The following is a 16,214-nucleotide window of genomic DNA, read 5'->3' as shown; positions in this document are numbered from 1 at the left end:
GCCTCCGACTTTCTCTGAAAGTTCAGCTTTTGGCACAGCACGGGAACCGAAAATATCAACAGTATAAAGTTTTGAAATAAACGGTGATATTTCTTTTATTTTTTTAACAGGCAGTGAAAGTGCATTTTTTTCAGGTTTTTCAACACCGGGGAAAATTTCAGTTGAAGCCCACAAAGAAAACCTTGCCATTCGTTCCTGAGAAACATCCTGTGCAAAAACAAGAGAAATTCCAGAAATCAAGAAAAGAAATACTAGTTTCTGTAAGCGTCTTTCCATATTCGTAAAGGACGGACTCCCATCCGGACAAAGAAATAAAGCCATGCAAAAGCAAAACCTGCCAGATGAGTCATGTGAGCCACATTGCTTGAACCGACAAATTGACTTCCAAATTCTATAATTGCATAACCAAGAACCAGAACAGGGGCAGGAACAGGAATTATTCCCCAGATAAAAATTCTTGCGCGGGGAAAAAGTACTGCATAAGCAAACAGAATTCCATAAACGGCACCGCTTGCACCAATTAAAGAAATTCTCCAGGTCCACGGCTGAAATCCATTGTTTGCAAGGAAAATGCCGTAAGTATAATAAACTGCTACCGAAAAAAGCCCGCTTAAAGCACCAATTACAAAATACATAAGCAGGAATTCTTTAGAACCAAGTGCCCGCTCGACTCCAATCCCAAAGAAAAATAAAGCAAGCATATTAAAGAAAAGGTGAGAAAAGTCCCCGTGCATAAACATGTAAGTAATAACCTGCCAGAATCTGTATTTATAAACAAAGCCGACAACATTTAAGCCAAAAAAATTCCGGTTTATCCCCAATGCACCTGCCAGAAAATGAACGGCAGTGTTTATGAGAATAAGTGCAAGAGTAGCATTAAAAAAGGTATATCTGAAAGGTTTTCGTAAAATATTCATTAGTTGTCGAGTTTCACATCAGAAATCAACTTTGGATCAGCAAAGGTTACTTGATTTCGTCCATTTCGTTTAGAAACATAAAGTGCCTGATCCGCCTGGTCGACAAGCAGTTTCGGTAATGTTACAGGATTTTCCTGACTGTCAAATGTTGCAACTCCAAGAGAAATTGTGACTTTGACATGCTGGTCTTCATAGCAGAAATCGTACTGTTCAACTTTACTTCGAATTCGTTCAGCTACAATCATTGCATCATCTCTGCTGGTTTCATTTAAAAGCACTGTAAATTCTTCACCGCCATAACGGGAAGCCATATCCTGAGCTCTGATGCTTGATTTGATGATTTTTGCAACAGTAATCAGAACGTAATCACCACAGGCATGCCCGTATGTATCATTAAACCTTTTGAAAAAATCAATATCAAACATGATGATTGAAAGCCGGCTGTCTGTAGAAAGTGCATGATCAAGCTTATCTGTGAGAATATTAAAAAAGAAATACTTTAACTTCAGATGTGTCATCATGTCAGTTGAAGAACGTTCAAGAAGAGCTGCATTATTTACTGCAATAGCCGCGAGGGAAGCAATAACAGCCAGCTGAGATTTTTCGTCAACTGAATAACTTGAGTCTTCTGCCAGAGTAATCCGCTCACCAAGAACAAGAATACCATTCAGGTGATTATGCTGAATCAAAGGCACAATTAATGAAGGCTTTAATGATGCAATCATATTTAAATCAGTTCCATCAGGAAGCTCTTCTGCCAGTTCTTCAAGAGTAAACAGATTATTGCTGCTTTCAAGTAATCTGACTAAAGGATTTGATGAAGGAATCACATAAGAAATGTTTGGATTTATATCGATTCCGCTATAGTTTGAATCAAGATGAAATGTATCTGTATCAAGTGCGTTCAGAACAAAAACACCGGCACCAAGAACATGAAACTGCCCCATACAAGTGTATAAAATTGACTCAATAAGCGTAGAAAATTCCAGAGTTGAACAAAGAGAACGGGAAATTTCCAGCAATTGCTGAAGGTCAAATATTTTTTTTTCGTATTGACCTATAAGTTCCTGAGTATCTTTTTCCTGAATAGCAACATCCTGTTCATCACTCATCTTTTTCTAACTCACCCAATATAGCATAATTCTTCATAATTTTAAGAAACATTTTCCAGCTTTCATGCTGCTGGTCGATTGCACTTGAACCGTCTCTGTTTCTTGTTGAATTAAGAAGAACTTTGATGTTTGAAATTACATCCGACTTTGACTTTTTGGCATCAACAATTAATTCACCAATCTGAATGTACATCTGATATAAAATCTTAGACTGTTCCTGAATTATTTTATGAGCCTGATTATTTATACTATCGACCATTGAGCCGACTTTTTTTAGAAAATCCTGATCCTTCCGGCTGTCACGAACCAGTCCACGCAATTCTGCATCATCATTTGGTTCACCTCGGTCAAAACTTTTTTCAAATCCTGCGTTAACATTTTCGATTTCATTCATTGCATAGACAACTGATGAAAATTCGCTCTTATAGGCCGAATTATTAAAGAATCCTTCGATAACAATGTTGTTTATAACAGTTTTTACGGCTGATGTCATAAACACTGTCATAAACGATTTTAAAACCTGCATTGGTGTAATCCAGATAAACGAGTAAGGTGTGTTTTTACGCAGGAATTCGTTAGTTTCAGAATTGTAATACTGTAATTCTTCAAGCGGCCGGTCACCAAAAAGCTCTTTAATTTCAAAAGAAACTGTATAGTCTTTTATTTCGCCTTTTATCCGCTCGCTGTCGCTGTTAAATTTGCTCTGGAAGAATTCTGTAAAGCCTTTTAATGAATTTGAGCGGTATGTTGCTGCCTGGAACTGAACAGAAGTTTCGCCCTTTCCAAGACAGATAATCTTTTTTAAAACATCCTGCGTAAGATATTTTGTAAAAATCGAATTAATTTTCCTTAAATGACCGGAAATTTTATCCTGCTCTGTAGCCGAAAGTGCTTTTCCAGTTTCAATCTGCTTAAGAGCACAGATTGCACGCGATTCGGAAAGATCAATATTAAAACCACCGGTTATATAACACAAATCCATTAAATAATTGACGATTTTGTCTGGTGAACATGAAGACACTGTTTCAAAGGAATTATTGGTAAAGCCGTCAAAATTTGGAGCAAACTCTCGGATTATATTTAAGTAATTAAAATGACAGATATCTGCCAGCTGCTTTAATTTTGTAAGAGTGTCATCAATTCTTATAAACGTAGGAGAATTCAGCATTTTAAGAATTGCTTCCATTGTGCGCTTCTGCTTTTCGATGAGTTTTGAAAGATTTACATCCTGCTCATTTAATGCTTCTTTTTTGCGGCTTTCAAAACTTAAACTGTTAATTTTTTCCTGTGTTTCAGAATTAAAACCTGTAATGATAAGTTCGTATTCGAAGCGGCCGTTGCGGTGAATATCGTCTGAAGTTATTGTACTGGAAAGAATGTCGTCGATAGGTTTTGTGTTTTCGTATAAAATCCTGAAAAGTTCGGCAAAATTAGGCTGCAGAAAACCATTTTTTAAAATCTGGGAAGGAAGGGTTTTTAATTCAGATTCAATTTTGCGCATTTCCGTTCGTTTTTTTACTTCTGGAGATGAGCTCATGAAAATAGACTCAAAAATTTCTTTTAATACCCTCAAAAATCCCATATGTCTATTTTAGTAGCTAAATGCTTTTTTTACAAGTTTTTACAACGATTTTAGTTTATTTTATAATCCATTTTCCGTTTTCTTTAATAAAGCGGCTTGCTGGAATTTCCAGAAGTCTTCCGTCATCACTAAGCATACGGATAATCTGTTTGATTGGATTAACATCAGTTATTCTGAAACTTGAACCGTCATAATAAATATTTATGCCTTCGTTCGGAAGTTTTTTACGTGCTTCTGAGTACCAGTTATATTCATAGCTCAAGCAGCAGAGAAGCCGGCCGCACTGTCCGGAAATTTTTGTTGAATTGAGTGACAGATTCTGTTCTTTTGCCATTTTAATTGAAACAGGCGGTAATTTGTCGCGTACAGAATGACAGCAGTAAGGACGGCCACAAACTCCAAGACCGCCGGTAATTCTGCTTTCATCACGAACACCAATCTGACGGAGCTCAATTCTCATTTTAAAAATACTTACCAAATCTTTTACAAGTTCACGGAAATCAACACGGTTTTCACTTGAGAAAAAGAACAAAGCTTTTGATTCTTCAAGTAAAAAATGTACGGCAATTAATTTCATGTCTAAAGCATGCTCAGTCACCTTGTCTCTGAAGATAGAAAATGCTTCTTCTTCACGGGATGCAAGTTCTTCAAAGCGCTTTAAATCATCGTCATTGGCTTTTCGTTCAACTTTTACAATGTCAGCCGGTTTTAATCCAACCGGATTTTTTGTCCTGCCCAGAACCCGCGCCATATCTTTTCCGTAACGGGTCGGAATTATAACGTAATCACCGCCTTTTAATTCTTCAAATTTTTCCGGCACGGTTACATAAATGCCTTCACTTGAATATTCCAGACGCGCAAGATAAAGAATTTTTGGATAAACAAAATGCTCGTTTGTTTCTTCGTAATTTTTGAATTCAGCATCTTCAAGTTTTGAAATATCTTCTTCTGAATCGTTTATATCCTGTTCAAAAATATCACTCATTTTTTACTCCGCTAACAGATCTACAATTAATCCGTTAATTTCTTCAAGTTTTGCAAGAAGATTCAGATTTTCTCCATGCAAAATCAACATTTCACTTGCAAGCTGATTTAATTTTTGATCGATTACCTGCACCTGATAGAGAGGATTGAATACCTTTCCACTCCGTAATTTTTTCTGCTCACGCGTTTTTATGAAATTATAATTGATTTTTACAATATATTTCATAAATTGACCGGTTTTTTTCCGGTATTTTTCCATTGCTTCAAGATTCTGCTTCAATTTAAGCTCATCTCCGGCAATATCCATTTCATCTTTTAAGAAGACGATTGCTTCTTCTTCACTCATCCCTAAGAGCTCTAAAGGAAGTCCTTCAGAAATAAGCTGAGCCTTTTCCTGATGCTGATTCAGACTTTGGGCAAACGAAACCTTCTTTTTTTTCTCTGTTTTATTTGCCTGTTCAGCAAGTTTTGCACCAGCAGCCTGACTTGCCGCAAAATATAATGACTGAGATGAAAGCTGCGTGTTTACAGATGAAATCTCAGCCATTAAATTGCCTTTTCCTCTTTTAGAGCAGTGCAGTGTCCATGAAAAATAACATTTTCTTCGATTTCCAGATTTTTTGTGGAAATATTACCAATTACAGCTGATGAAGAAAGCAGTTTAATGCCGTTTGGAGAATAAATGTCACCTAAGACAATTCCACCGACAACTGTAGATAAAGCCGTAATATTACCGTTAATCCGCGCTTTATCACCAATAATTATATTTCCTGTAGATTCAAGATTGCCGTCAATATCTCCGTCAACACGAATAAAACCGTTTGCGTGTACATCCCCTGAAACAGCAGAACCAAGACCGATTATCGTATTAATTGAAATATCATCTGTTAATAAAGCCATATTTATTTTGCAACTTTTATGTTTACATATTTTGCAGGATCAACAACATCAGAACCGATATGAACTTCATAATGCAGGTGAGGTCCTGTTGAAATACCAGTGCTTCCAATGTAACCGATTATATCACGCTGAGAAACGAACTGACCTTTTTTAACCCTGGTAGAAGCCATATGACAATAGCGGGTATAGATTCCGTGTTTATGTTTGATAATTACATAGTTTCCAAAACCGGAATCAAATGCAACTGTAACAACCTGCCCATTTGCTGTAGCAATGATTGGATCTCCGCTTCGCCAGGTAGAAATATCAAGTCCTTTATGAATGTACCAGTTACCTGTAATCGGATGTGTAGTCTGTCCAAACGGCTGTGAAATATGACCTATTCCACCACGGACAGGCCAGACATTCGGAATATCAGCAAATAAAGTTTCCTGACTTTCAAGCATTTTGCCAATCTGCTCAATCGGCTGAATGGCACTTTCCAGATATGAAGAAAGCTGACGCATATCAGAAACTTCTTTTGTAGAACCTAAAACTGTATCCTGTGTATCAAAAAGCGAATTTAAATCGCTGTCCGAAGCAGAAGCTTTTGCGACAGAAGATGACTGATTAATGCCAAGTAAAGAAAGGGTCTGAGAAAGAGAAGAACGGAAACGCTTTGCTGTTTGAAGTACATTATTATTTTCATCACGAAGTTCATCAAAACTTGCAAGGAGCTCCCGGTTTTCTTTCATGGAACGGGCAAGTTCTTCACGGATTCCTGAATCCTGTTTTTTAAAGTAGACGAAAGAAGATACAATTCCAACAATCAAAATAATTCCGAAAGCTAACGCAAAAACATTTGTACGGAAGTTTATAACTTTACTCTGAGAATGAGGAACAATCATGATAGTAAGCTTACTATCGCAGATTTTAAAAACCTTTACAAAAAATCTGCTTATTCCATTTATGACATTTTGTAATCCATGAAGAAAAGCAGTTACTGCATTTTTTTCAATTTTTTTATAGCGTCTTGTTCTTGCCACCGTTTTTCCCCAAATAAATTTTTAAAAATTTATTTTCAGATAATTCTTGAAAATATACCACAGTATTAGAAATTATGTCAAACAGTCAAATAAATTATAAATTTGACAGTTCAGACTTTCTCTGTTATTCTATCGGTATAAAGGAAAAAAGAGTTTAACTCTAAACAGTGAATCTTCGTTTTTACGAATATTCTTCATCATCACATCTATTTTTGGAAGAAAGCCATGCAGTTTTTTGATACTCACGCCCATATCGGGCTCATTTATGAGGACCCGATCGAACAGTTACGCGTTATTCAAAAGGCAAGACTTGCCGGAGTTACGCGCATTGTAAGCATAAATAACAGCCTCCACGACTTCAAAAAAGTCTATCCTAACATCAAAGCAATTCCTGGTGTTTACCATGCAGTTGGTGTTGCTCCTGTCGAAGTTATGAATCCTGGAAAAGACTGGATTAAAACAATCGAAGACGGTTTAAAGCTGCCGAATGTAGTTGCTGTTGGTGAATGCGGCCTCGACTATTACAAACAGTTTGGCGACAAACGGATGCAGACTGAGCTTTTCATTACTCAGCTTGAAATTGCAAAAAAATACGATAAACCTGTAATTATTCACAGCCGTGAAGCCGGAAAAGATGTTTTCGATATTCTCAAGGAACGTATTCCGCCTGCAGGTGCAATTCTTCACTGTTATGGAGAAGATGCAGCCTACGCAAAAAAATGTCTCGATGCAGGCCTTGATGTTTATTTCTCTTTTGCAGGAAATTTAACATACCGCAATGCTCGAAATCTGCATGAAACAGTTCTGAATATTCCTGTTGAACGGATTCTTATCGAAACAGAAAGTCCGTTCATGGTTCCGGCAGAGTACCGCGAACGAAAGCGCGCAATGCCAGAATATCTTCCGTCTACAGCACGATTCCTTTCAGAAATGCTTGAAATCGATCTGGAAGAACTTAGTAAAATTTTGTGGACTAACAGCTGCAAGATTTTCCGCCTGCCAGAGTAGTTCATGGAACTGTATCACCCTGTTCAAATCGGTAATCTTTCTCTTTCAGGAAATTTATTTCTGGCGCCAGTTGCAGGCTATTCTGACCGTGCATTCCGTTCAATCTGTACGGAGTGCGGTTCAGATTTTGCATATACAGAAATGGTAAGTTCCGAAGCACTTACACGAAATAATCAGAAAACAGAACTTTTAATGAGGCGTGCTCCGAACGAAAAAGCTTATGCAGTTCAGATTTTCGGCGGAAACCCGGAAACTATGGCAGAAGCGGCCAGAATCGTCCTTGAAAAAACAACAGCCGAATGTATCGATATAAACGGTGGCTGTCCCGTCCCAAAAATCATCAAAACAAACGCCGGAAGTGCTTTAACACGGAATCCGGAACATCTTTTTAAAATCGTAAGCAGTGTCGTAAATGCTGTAAAAGGCCAGGTTCCGGTTACTGTAAAATTCCGTTCAGGGTGGGATGCAGAACACATAACCTGGAAAGAATGTGCTGAGGCCGCCCTTCAGTCTGGAGTGGCTGCAATTACCATGCACGGCCGCACCCGCGCACAGGGCTACGAAGGAAAATCTGACTGGAATGCACTGTCCGAACTTGTAAAATTTGTTGCTGAAAAAACAGCTGGTTCAAAAAAAATACCGGTTTTTGGAAGCGGTGACGCATTCAGCCCGGAAGATGCAAAAAGAATGCTTGAAGAAACCGGTGTTGATGCCGTAATGTTTGCGCGCGGGGCAATGGGAAATCCGTTCCTTTTTACAAAAACCCGGGAATTCTTAACAAAAGGCACAATTACAGAAATTCCTGTCGAAAAACGTATTCAGGCAGGTTTCCGCGAGTTAGATTTACTTGTTCAGGATATCGGTGAACTTTCTGCCTGCAGGGAAGCGCGCAAAAGATTCTGCGCTTATTCAAAAGGATTAGAAGGCGGAGCAGCCTTACGAAAAGAAATTGTTGCAGCAGAAACTATATCCGATTATAAAAAGATTTTTGCAGAATTTCTGTAAAAGCCAGAATTTCAGCTGATTACAACAATCAAGTTATCAGAATCTTTTGAAAATTCGCTGTAATTAAAATCAGAATAAAAATCAAATTTTAAAAAACCGGCATTTTTTGCACATTCTTCGATTGTATCTTTAGTAGGACAAAGGATTTCAGCGTCTTTTGTAACAGTCAGATGCTTTCCATTTCCGGTTTCTATTTCCTGATACATAGTTTCTTTACCGCTTGAATTTATCTGGATTTTCGAAAAAAGCCGGACCCGGATACTTTCACGGACAGGTAATTTAGAATTTTTACCGGCAGAATACTTTTCAAAATTTGGAAGCTTTATAATTAATTTTCCGTTTGGAGCAAGAAGCTGCTTACAGTCATAAAAAAGTTTTGCCATTAAAGTAGAATCATGAATAAAAATTATTCTGTCATCTGGTATTGAAATAATGTTATAAAAGCCTTTTCCAAGAAAACGGCACATTTCCAGACTTGACATCTGAAAAAAACGTAATGCCATAAGTTGTGTGCGCCTTTTTCTGTTTGCTGATTCAAGGAGCGGAGTAACTGTTTCAATTCCTGTAACATCGGCACTGCCTTTAGCCAGATTATGCTCAAAAGTTCCTGCAGCACATCCAATTGTTAAATATTTTACAGGTGCAGAAAATTCTTTTGTTTCATTTTCGTAAAAGTTTTTCAGTTCATTTGTGACAGGATAAAGCTCATCATAATATTCAACTATATTCTCTAACAATTCCATATCTTAATGATAAAAGTGAATTTTCTAAAAAGCAAATGAAAAAGTTAAGATTAATTTTATCTGTTTGAAAGAACCGGAGCCTGCGGCAAAATAATCCGTACACTCTGAACCTGTCTGTGACTCTGCTCTTCGACTTTAAAAATAACACCGTCTTTTTTCAGGACAGCTCCAATTTCCGGCAATTCACCAAAATTTTCAAGAAGCCAGCCGTTTACAGTGTTGTAATTTTCACTTTCTAAATCTAAATCCAGAAGATCATTCACATCATCAATTTTAATGTCACCAGGAACTAAATATTCTGTAATTGAAACCGGTTGAATCCGATTTTCCGGCGGCAGTTCATTATGAATTGAGTTTATGCTTCTTCCAAAAACAGCACGCAGAATGTCGTCCATCGTAACAATTCCTGAATTACTTCCGTTTTCGTCCACAGCAATTGCAAAGGACTGTTTTTCGCTTTTGAATTTCTGCAGGAGTTCGGTTGCATACAGAGTTTCAGGAACAAAGAAAGTGGGTTTCATATACCGTCGTGCAAAAGATTTTTTTAATTTCGGGCCTGAAGGATTTTGGCGCGGATTTTTCAAAAGCACAGTCTTATAAAATAACATTCCTTCAACTTTCGAAAAATCTTCGCTGCAAACAGGAAGCCTTGAGTATCCTGACAATGCAAAAATCTTAACGATTTCTTCGTATTCTGCGTCAATCGGAATAAACTGAACCAGACTTCTGTGCCGCATGATATCTTTAATATGCAGATCAGTAAAATCAAAAATCTTGTAAAGCATCTTTTTTTCACTTGATTCGAGGGTGCCTTCTTTTGCACCAAGTTCAATCAGAGATTTCAGTTCATCTTCGGTAATCAGTTCCCTGGAATTCTTAAAGAAAATCTGTAAAAACGAAGTGATTCCGTTCGTAATTTTAGAAAAAATCCAGACAAGCGGGAAAAACAGTTTCTGCAGGAAAATAAGCGGACCTGAGGCAGCCGAAGCAAATTTTACCGGATAAACAGCAGCAACAGTTTTTGGAACGATTTCACCAAAAATAATCAGAATAAAAGCCATACCAAAAGTGGCAACTGTAGCACCTTTATCACCAAGCAGGCTGATTGCAAGCGTTGCAGCCAGGCCCGAAACAAGGGAAGTGACAAAGTTAATTCCAATCAAAATGAGCGAAAGGAGCCTGTTCGTATCTTTTTTAAGGTAAGTAATTTTTTTTGCAGGAGAATTTTTCTTGCCTGAATTGTCTTTTTTCTGCAGATGACGGAGCATAAGACGGGTAATAGAAAGAAAAGCCGTTTCACTGCCTGCAAAAAAGGCAACAACAAGCACGAGAATTAAAATTGCAGCAGCAGGAATTATTATGGAAGTAAGAAATGTCAGATTCATTCTTCACCCCCAGAAACAGAGGCAGAAACATTTTCTGAGCAGGTGTTTTCAAAATCTGATTCTTTTTCTTCATCTTTTTCTAACTTCTGCTCTATATGCACCTTTGCAATTCTATGCCCTTCCATTTTTTCAACAGTAAAGAGAAAATTTGATTCTTCGATACTTTCACCTGCCAGTGGAATTCTGTCGAGTTTTTCCAGAATATAGCCGGCAATTGTTTCATTCACTTTTGAAACCAGTTTGATTTTTAAAGTTTCTTCCAGATCGATTAAGCGGGTGCTTCCATCAATACTTTGTGAGATAAATTCTTCGAAATCGCTGTGCTCAGTCTGCTCTTCATCACTTTCATGATAAATATCATCAGCAATAGAGCCAAAAATTTCCTGCTCAATGTCTTCAATTGTTAAAATGCCGTCTGTGCCGGAATATTCATCTATTACGATTGCAAAACTCTGGTGATTTTCGTAAAGAAGTTCCTGTATCGAAGACATTTTTGTACTTCCAGGAATAAAAAGCGGCGGACGCATAACTTTCCGTACTGAAAATTCTTCATGAAGTTCTGTAAAAAACAGCATGTCTTTTACATAAAGCACACCGATTATGTTGTCTATATCATCATTTTCATAGACAGGAAATTTCGAAATTCGGGTACGTTCAGAAAGTTTAACCACATCGCGGTAACTCATATCCGGTTCTATACAAACAACTTTAAGGCGTGGAATCATAATATCAGTGGCATTTAAATCATTGAATTTAAAAACCCGGCTCATCATCTTTTTTTCGCCGTCTTCAAGAACACCTTCCTCGCCGCCAACATCAATCAGGGTTTTGATTTCATCTTCAGTAAAGGAAACTGCTTTCTTTTTGGTACTGATTCCAAAAATTTTTAAAATCAGCCGGGAAATAAATGTAAAAAATATGACGAGAGGCCGCAGAAGGAAAAAGAACAGCTTTACAAAGCCGCTCAAAGCAAAAGCACAGGTTTCCGGATGTGTTGTCGTTACGCTCTTTGGAGTAATTTCACCAAAAATTAAAAGAAGAACCGTTGCGATAAAAGTTGCGATTGGAAGACCGGCCGAACCAAAAAGTTTTAGAAAAATTGAAGTAAGTATAACCGAAAGCGCGACATTAACGATTTCATTTCCGACAAGGAGCATATTGAGCAGTTCTTCTTTACGCTCAAGAAGTTTTCCGGAACGGATTGCCTTTTTATGTCCTTTTTCGCGCAAAAAATGTACACGAAGTTTATTTAAGCCAAGAAAGGCACTTTCGCTCGCCGAAAAAAGCGAGGAAAGTGTGATACAAAGAGCAGCGAGAATAAAAAGAATGATTAACTTACCGGATGGATAGCCGTCCATTATTCTGAAGCACTCTCCGTAGTTGTTTCGACAGGATTTTCTTCGTTTGCAGGATTTTCAGCAGCTGCAGCTTCATCACCTTCGCCATCAATCATCATCTGAACATAATCAATAAAAATTTTAAGCTGCTTTCCAACTTCACTGTCAGGATTAATTTCATATCCTTTCTGGAAATATTCCCGGATTTTTGCCAGATTCTGACTTCCGCTGGATGCTAAAAAATATCCGGCTGAATAATACGCCATCTGTTTATCGTCATCAGTCAGGATTTTATTTTTAGTAAGTTTGACATATTCTTCAGCACCTTTTTCTGACTCACCGGCTGTAAAATAATCAACAGCTTTTTTATTTGCAATCGCAATAAGATGTTTCAAAGTGTTGCCGCTTTCATTATTTTTATCAAGAGAAACATAAAGTTCATTAAGCGGACAAAGATGATACAAATCTTCTTCATCAGTCATATTATATAACTCTTCGATTGCAGCAAGTTTTTCTTCTTTAGTGCCGGTTTTTGTTTTTGCAATTGAATCTTCAAACTTCTGAATTTCTTCTTCAGCTTCATTGAAAGTAATTTTAACTGTATCAAAATCTGCGTTTTCATCAAAAACTGGCTTTGCAACAACATATCCGTCAGAAGAAAGAACTAAGAAATATGGTGTAGCTTTAACTGAATATGAATCAGCTGTATGTGTGTCTTTCTGAAGAGTTTCCTGCTCTGTCTCAAAACGGCTGTCTGAAAAATCAATGTTTAAAAGAACATATTTATCTGTATAATTTGTGATAAATTCTTCTTTATTGAAGACATTCTGCTTTAATTTTAATGATTTTTCATCACCTTCATCGTTGCTGAAAAACATAAAAAGGCGTTTATTTTCTGTTTTGGCAGCTTTTTTTGCATCATCAAAATCTGAGAGCCATCTGCTGGAATCGATTTTTTTTCCGCAGGAAACCAGTGAAACTGCGAGTAAGATTCCCGCAGCAAGTGTTATTAATTTTTTCATACTTAAATCCTTTCCATCACTTTATACGAAATTTTTAATTTGTTAAAGGCGGAAAGCATCTGCAAGTTTTTTTGCTTCTTCGTATGGATTTTCTGCTCCTGCTACTGCCGACACTACAAAAAATCCGCCCGCACCTGTCGCTTTTAACGGAGCAATATCATTTAATTTAACGCCTCCGCCAACAACAACAGGAATCGGACTTGCAGAAACAAGCTGCGAAATTTCCGGAAAAGTCCGGGTTATTACTTTGCCTGAAGATTTATCCAGTCCGCAGTCAGGTTTTGTTGCCGTTTCATGTACGGGACCTGCTCCAAAATAGTCTATTTCACTTACATCTGCATTTTTTACATAATCGATTAAATCCTTTGTAGGAGCAGAACGACCGATTACGGCATCTTTTCCTAAGAATTTCCGGCATACAGACACAGGAATATCACTCTGCCCCACATGAATACCGTCAACCTTGATTCCTATTTCCCTGCAGGCAAGAACTATATCAAGCCGGTCGTCTACAACAAGAGTAACAGAATCAGATTTTCCAAGCTTTGCTATGATTTCTGCACTTTCCCTGCAGTCTTCAATCATTTCGCGTGCACTTGCAGTTTTTGAGCGTATCTGTACACAGGTAAATCCTGCACGAACCGCATCCTCAACGATTTTTGAAACAGGACGGCCGTTTGTATTTTCACGTCCTACTACCAGATAAGCACTAATATCAACTTTCATTTATTTTACCTCAAATGGATTATCTGCAGCATCTTCAGCACTTGCAAGATAAAGCTCGTCAAGAAATGCTGTCTGAAAACTTGCCGGTGCATTCACCCTTGCCTCTGCCCTTTTTCCTGCAAGATTATAAATCTGTGTGGCTGTAAGAGCTGCGATAAAAGGCGAAGTAACTCCTGCATACACTGCACAGACTCCGCCCAGAGAGCAGCCGGAACCAGTGATTTTTTCCATAAAATGCGAGCCGCCTTTACTGTAAACAACCGTTTCTCCGTCTGTGACTAAATCTTCAACACCACTCACGGCAACAGCACCGCCTGCTCCACCACGTTTTTCATAAATGTATTTTGCAAGAGCTTTTGCGGCATTTTCAGCATCTTTTACACTGTCAACAGAATCAACTCCTTTAGGTCCGTTTGAAGAAACCGAACCATCAACTTCCCAGAGTTTTGCAAGTGCAATTACTTCAGATGCATTTCCACGAACGATTGAAGGCGGATAATCCTTAAAACCTGCAAGAAGTTTTGTTCTAAGCGAGCCGATTCCAATTGCAACAGGATCCAGAACCCAGTTTTTTTTAAGCTCGAAAAGCCTTTTTGCAGTGCGCGGAAGAGTCTGCTCATAAACTGGCAACATTGTTCCGGCATTGATGTAAACGGCACTTCCGGCTTCCGCAATAAAGTCTCCTTCATCCGGAAGATAAACCATTGCAGCACTTCCTCCGACTGCAATCTGAGCATTTGCTACAAAATCAATAGTTACTGTGTTTGTGATTGACGGTGCGAGCGGCTTTTTTGAATGCACTTCTTTTACTGCATTTACGATTTGTGATTTGATTTGTGATTCGGTCATTTTTTGACTCCCTTAAATTGAATTTCTGGAAGCGACCGCTAATCTTAAAAATAAAAAACTCCCCTTTTGGAGAGCTTGAGTGAAATCTTAAGAATTTACAGAGCTTCCTTCGTCGGTATTAACCGGACAGGTTCAAAGGGTTGCACGTCATTACGTTTTTCTCAACGGTTAAGCTCTGTTTTTCATAAAGCTCCCGTTCCCCTGCTGTCTGAATACATTTTGCCGAATCACAGCTCGACTGTCAAATAGATTTTAGATTGTGTTTTTGATAAAATCTTTTTCATGAGTTCAAAACAAAATCAGGCGGATTATGAAGCACACATTCACTATATCGCTGCTTTTATCGGCGGATTTCTTGTACTTTTTCCGATTGTAAATGCCGCTCACCTTTTAGGCTCTGCCCAGACTTCAAATCTGATTGATATTGTGCTTGGTTCTCTTAAAGGCGAATGGAAAACAGTTCTGCTTCATGCACTCGGCGCCTTTATATACGCTTTCGCAGTTTTTCTTGCAACTTTTTTACCTAAGCATGCAAAAGTTAATATACAGATTCTTTCGATGATTTTTGATGCTTTATGCGCTGTTGTAATGTGGCGTTTTCCGTCTCAGGAAAATCTTCCTGCTGTTGTATATCTTTATCCGACTTTTTTTGTAATGCCTTTTCAGTGGTGTGCATTCAAAGGTGCATACGGTTTTACAAGTTCAACAATTTTTTCTTCAAACAACTTCCGCCAGTTTATTTCTGCACTGACAGAAATTTTCTTTAATGGTGACAACTCTTATGCACTAAAAGCAAAATTTTTCGGTACAACGCTGCTTGCTTTTCATCTTGGAATCGGCATAAGTTATATTCTCTGGAAATTTTTCGGGAAAAACGGATTTTTATTTGCGATTGTACCGGCTTTAACAGTTCTTTTTATAATTTTCCGGAAAGAATCTGTGTTAAAATAAACTGCGTATATGTCAAATCTTCTTTCCAGCGAACAGATTACCGAAGTTTTCTCGCGTTTCCGTGCTGCAAATCCTGCTCCGCGCTCTGAACTTGAGTGGTCTTCGCCTTTTACGCTTTTAGTTGCAGTTGTTTTAAGTGCTCAGGCTACGGATAAATCCGTAAATATTGCAACTCGAGAACTTTACAAAGTGGCAGACACTCCAGAAAAAATCCTTGCTTTGGGTGAAGATGGTCTTATTCCTTACATAAAATCCATCGGGCTTTATAAATCAAAGGCAAAGCATGTAATCGGCCTGTGCGAAAAACTGATTTCTGATTTTGCAGGTGAAGTTCCAAAAAGCCGTGAAGATTTGATGAGCCTTCCTGGAGTTGGACGAAAGACTGCGAATGTGGTGCTCAATGTTGTCTGGGGTGAACATACAATGCCTGTGGACACGCATCTTTTAAGAATTGCACCGAAAATCGGCCTTGCAGAAGGTAATACGCCCGAAAAAGTTGAAAAATCTCTCCTGGAGCGCGTTCCCGACGAGTTTATGGAACATGCACATCACTGGCTTATCCTTCACGGCCGTTATGTGTGCACTGCGCGGAATCCCAAATGCAGTGAATGTTTTCTGAATGATTTGTGCAAACACAACGACTTGTGATAAAATTAAATTAAAAGGAG

The 16,214-nt window shown here is 38.1% G+C and carries 17 protein-coding genes and 1 pseudogene; 4 read left to right on the top strand and 14 right to left on the bottom strand.

The window, feature by feature from the left end; translation table 11 throughout:
* From ACKI5B_RS09455 to ACKI5B_RS09420, 8 genes and pseudogenes are all read right to left on the bottom strand, one after another.
* Positions 1 to 240, bottom strand: a pseudogene (locus ACKI5B_RS09455) (hypothetical protein); the annotation flags it as partial.
* Positions 241 to 251: 11 nt separating this feature from the next.
* On the bottom strand, positions 252 to 917 hold the full coding sequence (locus tag ACKI5B_RS09450) for a rhomboid family intramembrane serine protease (protein ID WP_407428114.1): 666 nt from the start codon (positions 915 to 917) through the stop codon (positions 252 to 254).
* On the bottom strand, positions 917 to 2,029 hold the full coding sequence (dgcA, locus tag ACKI5B_RS09445; RefSeq protein ID WP_407428112.1) for a diguanylate cyclase DgcA: 1,113 nt from the start codon (positions 2,027 to 2,029) through the stop codon (positions 917 to 919). Before dgcA ends, ACKI5B_RS09450 begins: the two co-directional genes overlap by 1 nt.
* On the bottom strand, positions 2,022 to 3,566 hold the full coding sequence (locus ACKI5B_RS09440; RefSeq protein WP_407428110.1) for a hypothetical protein: 1,545 nt from the start codon (positions 3,564 to 3,566) through the stop codon (positions 2,022 to 2,024). The genes dgcA and ACKI5B_RS09440 overlap by 8 nt, the downstream gene beginning before the upstream one ends.
* Positions 3,567 to 3,666: 100 nt before the next feature.
* Positions 3,667 to 4,596: a PSP1 domain-containing protein gene (locus ACKI5B_RS09435; RefSeq protein WP_407428108.1), complete on the bottom strand. Its 930-nt coding sequence runs from the start codon at positions 4,594 to 4,596 to the stop codon at positions 3,667 to 3,669.
* A gap of 3 nt (positions 4,597 to 4,599) precedes the next feature.
* Positions 4,600 to 5,142 carry a DUF327 family protein gene (locus tag ACKI5B_RS09430; RefSeq protein WP_407428106.1) on the bottom strand — a complete coding sequence of 181 codons (543 nt, stop codon included), beginning with the start codon at positions 5,140 to 5,142 and terminating at the stop codon, positions 4,600 to 4,602.
* Complete coding sequence (locus ACKI5B_RS09425; RefSeq protein WP_407428104.1) at positions 5,142 to 5,495, bottom strand: bactofilin family protein; 354 nt, start codon at positions 5,493 to 5,495, stop codon at positions 5,142 to 5,144. The genes ACKI5B_RS09430 and ACKI5B_RS09425 overlap by 1 nt, the downstream gene beginning before the upstream one ends.
* A gap of 2 nt (positions 5,496 to 5,497) precedes the next feature.
* Positions 5,498 to 6,520: a M23 family metallopeptidase gene (locus ACKI5B_RS09420; protein ID WP_407428102.1), complete on the bottom strand. Its 1,023-nt coding sequence runs from the start codon at positions 6,518 to 6,520 to the stop codon at positions 5,498 to 5,500.
* Between the two features lie 225 nt (positions 6,521 to 6,745).
* On the opposite strand from ACKI5B_RS09420, the gene ACKI5B_RS09415 reads away from it, so the two are divergent.
* Both ACKI5B_RS09415 and dusB read left to right on the top strand, forming a co-directional pair.
* Complete coding sequence (locus ACKI5B_RS09415) at positions 6,746 to 7,528, top strand: TatD family hydrolase (protein ID WP_407428100.1); 783 nt, start codon at positions 6,746 to 6,748, stop codon at positions 7,526 to 7,528.
* Positions 7,529 to 7,531: 3 nt separating this feature from the next.
* Entirely contained in the window at positions 7,532 to 8,533 is a 1,002-nt protein-coding gene (gene dusB, locus ACKI5B_RS09410) for a tRNA dihydrouridine synthase DusB (RefSeq protein WP_407428098.1), read from the top strand.
* A gap of 11 nt (positions 8,534 to 8,544) precedes the next feature.
* Here dusB and ACKI5B_RS09405 read toward each other — a convergent pair whose 3' ends face one another.
* Genes ACKI5B_RS09405 through thiM form a run of 6 tightly spaced genes read right to left on the bottom strand, consistent with a single transcriptional unit; the run spans position 8,545 to position 14,595 of the window.
* Positions 8,545 to 9,276: a class I SAM-dependent methyltransferase gene (locus ACKI5B_RS09405; protein WP_407428096.1), complete on the bottom strand. Its 732-nt coding sequence runs from the start codon at positions 9,274 to 9,276 to the stop codon at positions 8,545 to 8,547.
* Positions 9,277 to 9,332: 56 nt separating this feature from the next.
* Positions 9,333 to 10,661, bottom strand: coding sequence for a CNNM domain-containing protein (locus tag ACKI5B_RS09400; RefSeq protein ID WP_407428094.1), 1,329 nt, complete (start codon positions 10,659 to 10,661; stop codon positions 9,333 to 9,335).
* On the bottom strand, positions 10,658 to 12,019 hold the full coding sequence (locus ACKI5B_RS09395) for a hemolysin family protein (protein ID WP_407428092.1): 1,362 nt from the start codon (positions 12,017 to 12,019) through the stop codon (positions 10,658 to 10,660). The genes ACKI5B_RS09400 and ACKI5B_RS09395 overlap by 4 nt, the downstream gene beginning before the upstream one ends.
* Positions 12,019 to 13,020: a thioredoxin family protein gene (locus ACKI5B_RS09390; RefSeq protein ID WP_407428090.1), complete on the bottom strand. Its 1,002-nt coding sequence runs from the start codon at positions 13,018 to 13,020 to the stop codon at positions 12,019 to 12,021. Before ACKI5B_RS09390 ends, ACKI5B_RS09395 begins: the two co-directional genes overlap by 1 nt.
* A 42-nt stretch (positions 13,021 to 13,062) precedes the next feature.
* Complete coding sequence (locus ACKI5B_RS09385) at positions 13,063 to 13,746, bottom strand: thiamine phosphate synthase (protein WP_407428088.1); 684 nt, start codon at positions 13,744 to 13,746, stop codon at positions 13,063 to 13,065.
* Positions 13,747 to 14,595, bottom strand: coding sequence for a hydroxyethylthiazole kinase (thiM, locus tag ACKI5B_RS09380; RefSeq protein ID WP_407428086.1), 849 nt, complete (start codon positions 14,593 to 14,595; stop codon positions 13,747 to 13,749).
* Positions 14,596 to 14,877: 282 nt separating this feature from the next.
* Between thiM and ACKI5B_RS09375 the strand changes: the two genes are divergently transcribed.
* Positions 14,878 to 15,546 (top strand): YoaK family protein, encoded by a 669-nt coding sequence (locus ACKI5B_RS09375; RefSeq protein WP_407428084.1) that lies wholly within the window; start codon positions 14,878 to 14,880, stop codon positions 15,544 to 15,546.
* A 9-nt stretch (positions 15,547 to 15,555) separates the two neighbouring features.
* The gene (gene nth, locus ACKI5B_RS09370; RefSeq protein WP_407428082.1) at positions 15,556 to 16,194 is read left to right on the top strand and encodes an endonuclease III; all 639 of its coding nucleotides are present in this window, start codon (positions 15,556 to 15,558) and stop codon (positions 16,192 to 16,194) included.
* The last annotated feature ends 20 nt before the right edge of the window (positions 16,195 to 16,214 follow it).

Origin of the sequence: Treponema sp., assembly GCF_045657965.1 — a bacterium.
Taxonomy (GTDB): Bacteria; Spirochaetota; Spirochaetia; order Treponematales; family Treponemataceae; genus Treponema_D.
This window is presented reverse-complemented; position numbering and strand designations above follow the sequence as displayed.

What these genes read in the sequence shown, in the direction of transcription:
- ACKI5B_RS09405 (WP_407428096.1), bottom strand. Translation starts at nt 9,276, where the DNA reads ATGGAATTGTTAGAGAATATAGTTGAATATTATGATGAGCTTTATCCT.
- ACKI5B_RS09450 (WP_407428114.1), bottom strand. Translation starts at nt 917, where the DNA reads ATGAATATTTTACGAAAACCTTTCAGATATACCTTTTTTAATGCTACT.
- ACKI5B_RS09435 (WP_407428108.1), bottom strand. Translation starts at nt 4,596, where the DNA reads ATGAGTGATATTTTTGAACAGGATATAAACGATTCAGAAGAAGATATT.
- ACKI5B_RS09385 (WP_407428088.1), bottom strand. Translation starts at nt 13,746, where the DNA reads ATGAAAGTTGATATTAGTGCTTATCTGGTAGTAGGACGTGAAAATACA.
- ACKI5B_RS09400 (WP_407428094.1), bottom strand. Translation starts at nt 10,661, where the DNA reads ATGAATCTGACATTTCTTACTTCCATAATAATTCCTGCTGCTGCAATT.
- ACKI5B_RS09415 (WP_407428100.1), top strand. Translation starts at nt 6,746, where the DNA reads ATGCAGTTTTTTGATACTCACGCCCATATCGGGCTCATTTATGAGGAC.
- dusB (WP_407428098.1), top strand. Translation starts at nt 7,532, where the DNA reads ATGGAACTGTATCACCCTGTTCAAATCGGTAATCTTTCTCTTTCAGGA.
- ACKI5B_RS09390 (WP_407428090.1), bottom strand. Translation starts at nt 13,020, where the DNA reads ATGAAAAAATTAATAACACTTGCTGCGGGAATCTTACTCGCAGTTTCA.
- dgcA (WP_407428112.1), bottom strand. Translation starts at nt 2,029, where the DNA reads ATGAGTGATGAACAGGATGTTGCTATTCAGGAAAAAGATACTCAGGAA.
- ACKI5B_RS09430 (WP_407428106.1), bottom strand. Translation starts at nt 5,142, where the DNA reads ATGGCTGAGATTTCATCTGTAAACACGCAGCTTTCATCTCAGTCATTA.
- thiM (WP_407428086.1), bottom strand. Translation starts at nt 14,595, where the DNA reads ATGACCGAATCACAAATCAAATCACAAATCGTAAATGCAGTAAAAGAA.
- ACKI5B_RS09440 (WP_407428110.1), bottom strand. Translation starts at nt 3,566, where the DNA reads ATGAGCTCATCTCCAGAAGTAAAAAAACGAACGGAAATGCGCAAAATT.
- ACKI5B_RS09375 (WP_407428084.1), top strand. Translation starts at nt 14,878, where the DNA reads ATGAGTTCAAAACAAAATCAGGCGGATTATGAAGCACACATTCACTAT.
- nth (WP_407428082.1), top strand. Translation starts at nt 15,556, where the DNA reads ATGTCAAATCTTCTTTCCAGCGAACAGATTACCGAAGTTTTCTCGCGT.
- ACKI5B_RS09425 (WP_407428104.1), bottom strand. Translation starts at nt 5,495, where the DNA reads ATGGCTTTATTAACAGATGATATTTCAATTAATACGATAATCGGTCTT.
- ACKI5B_RS09395 (WP_407428092.1), bottom strand. Translation starts at nt 12,019, where the DNA reads ATGGACGGCTATCCATCCGGTAAGTTAATCATTCTTTTTATTCTCGCT.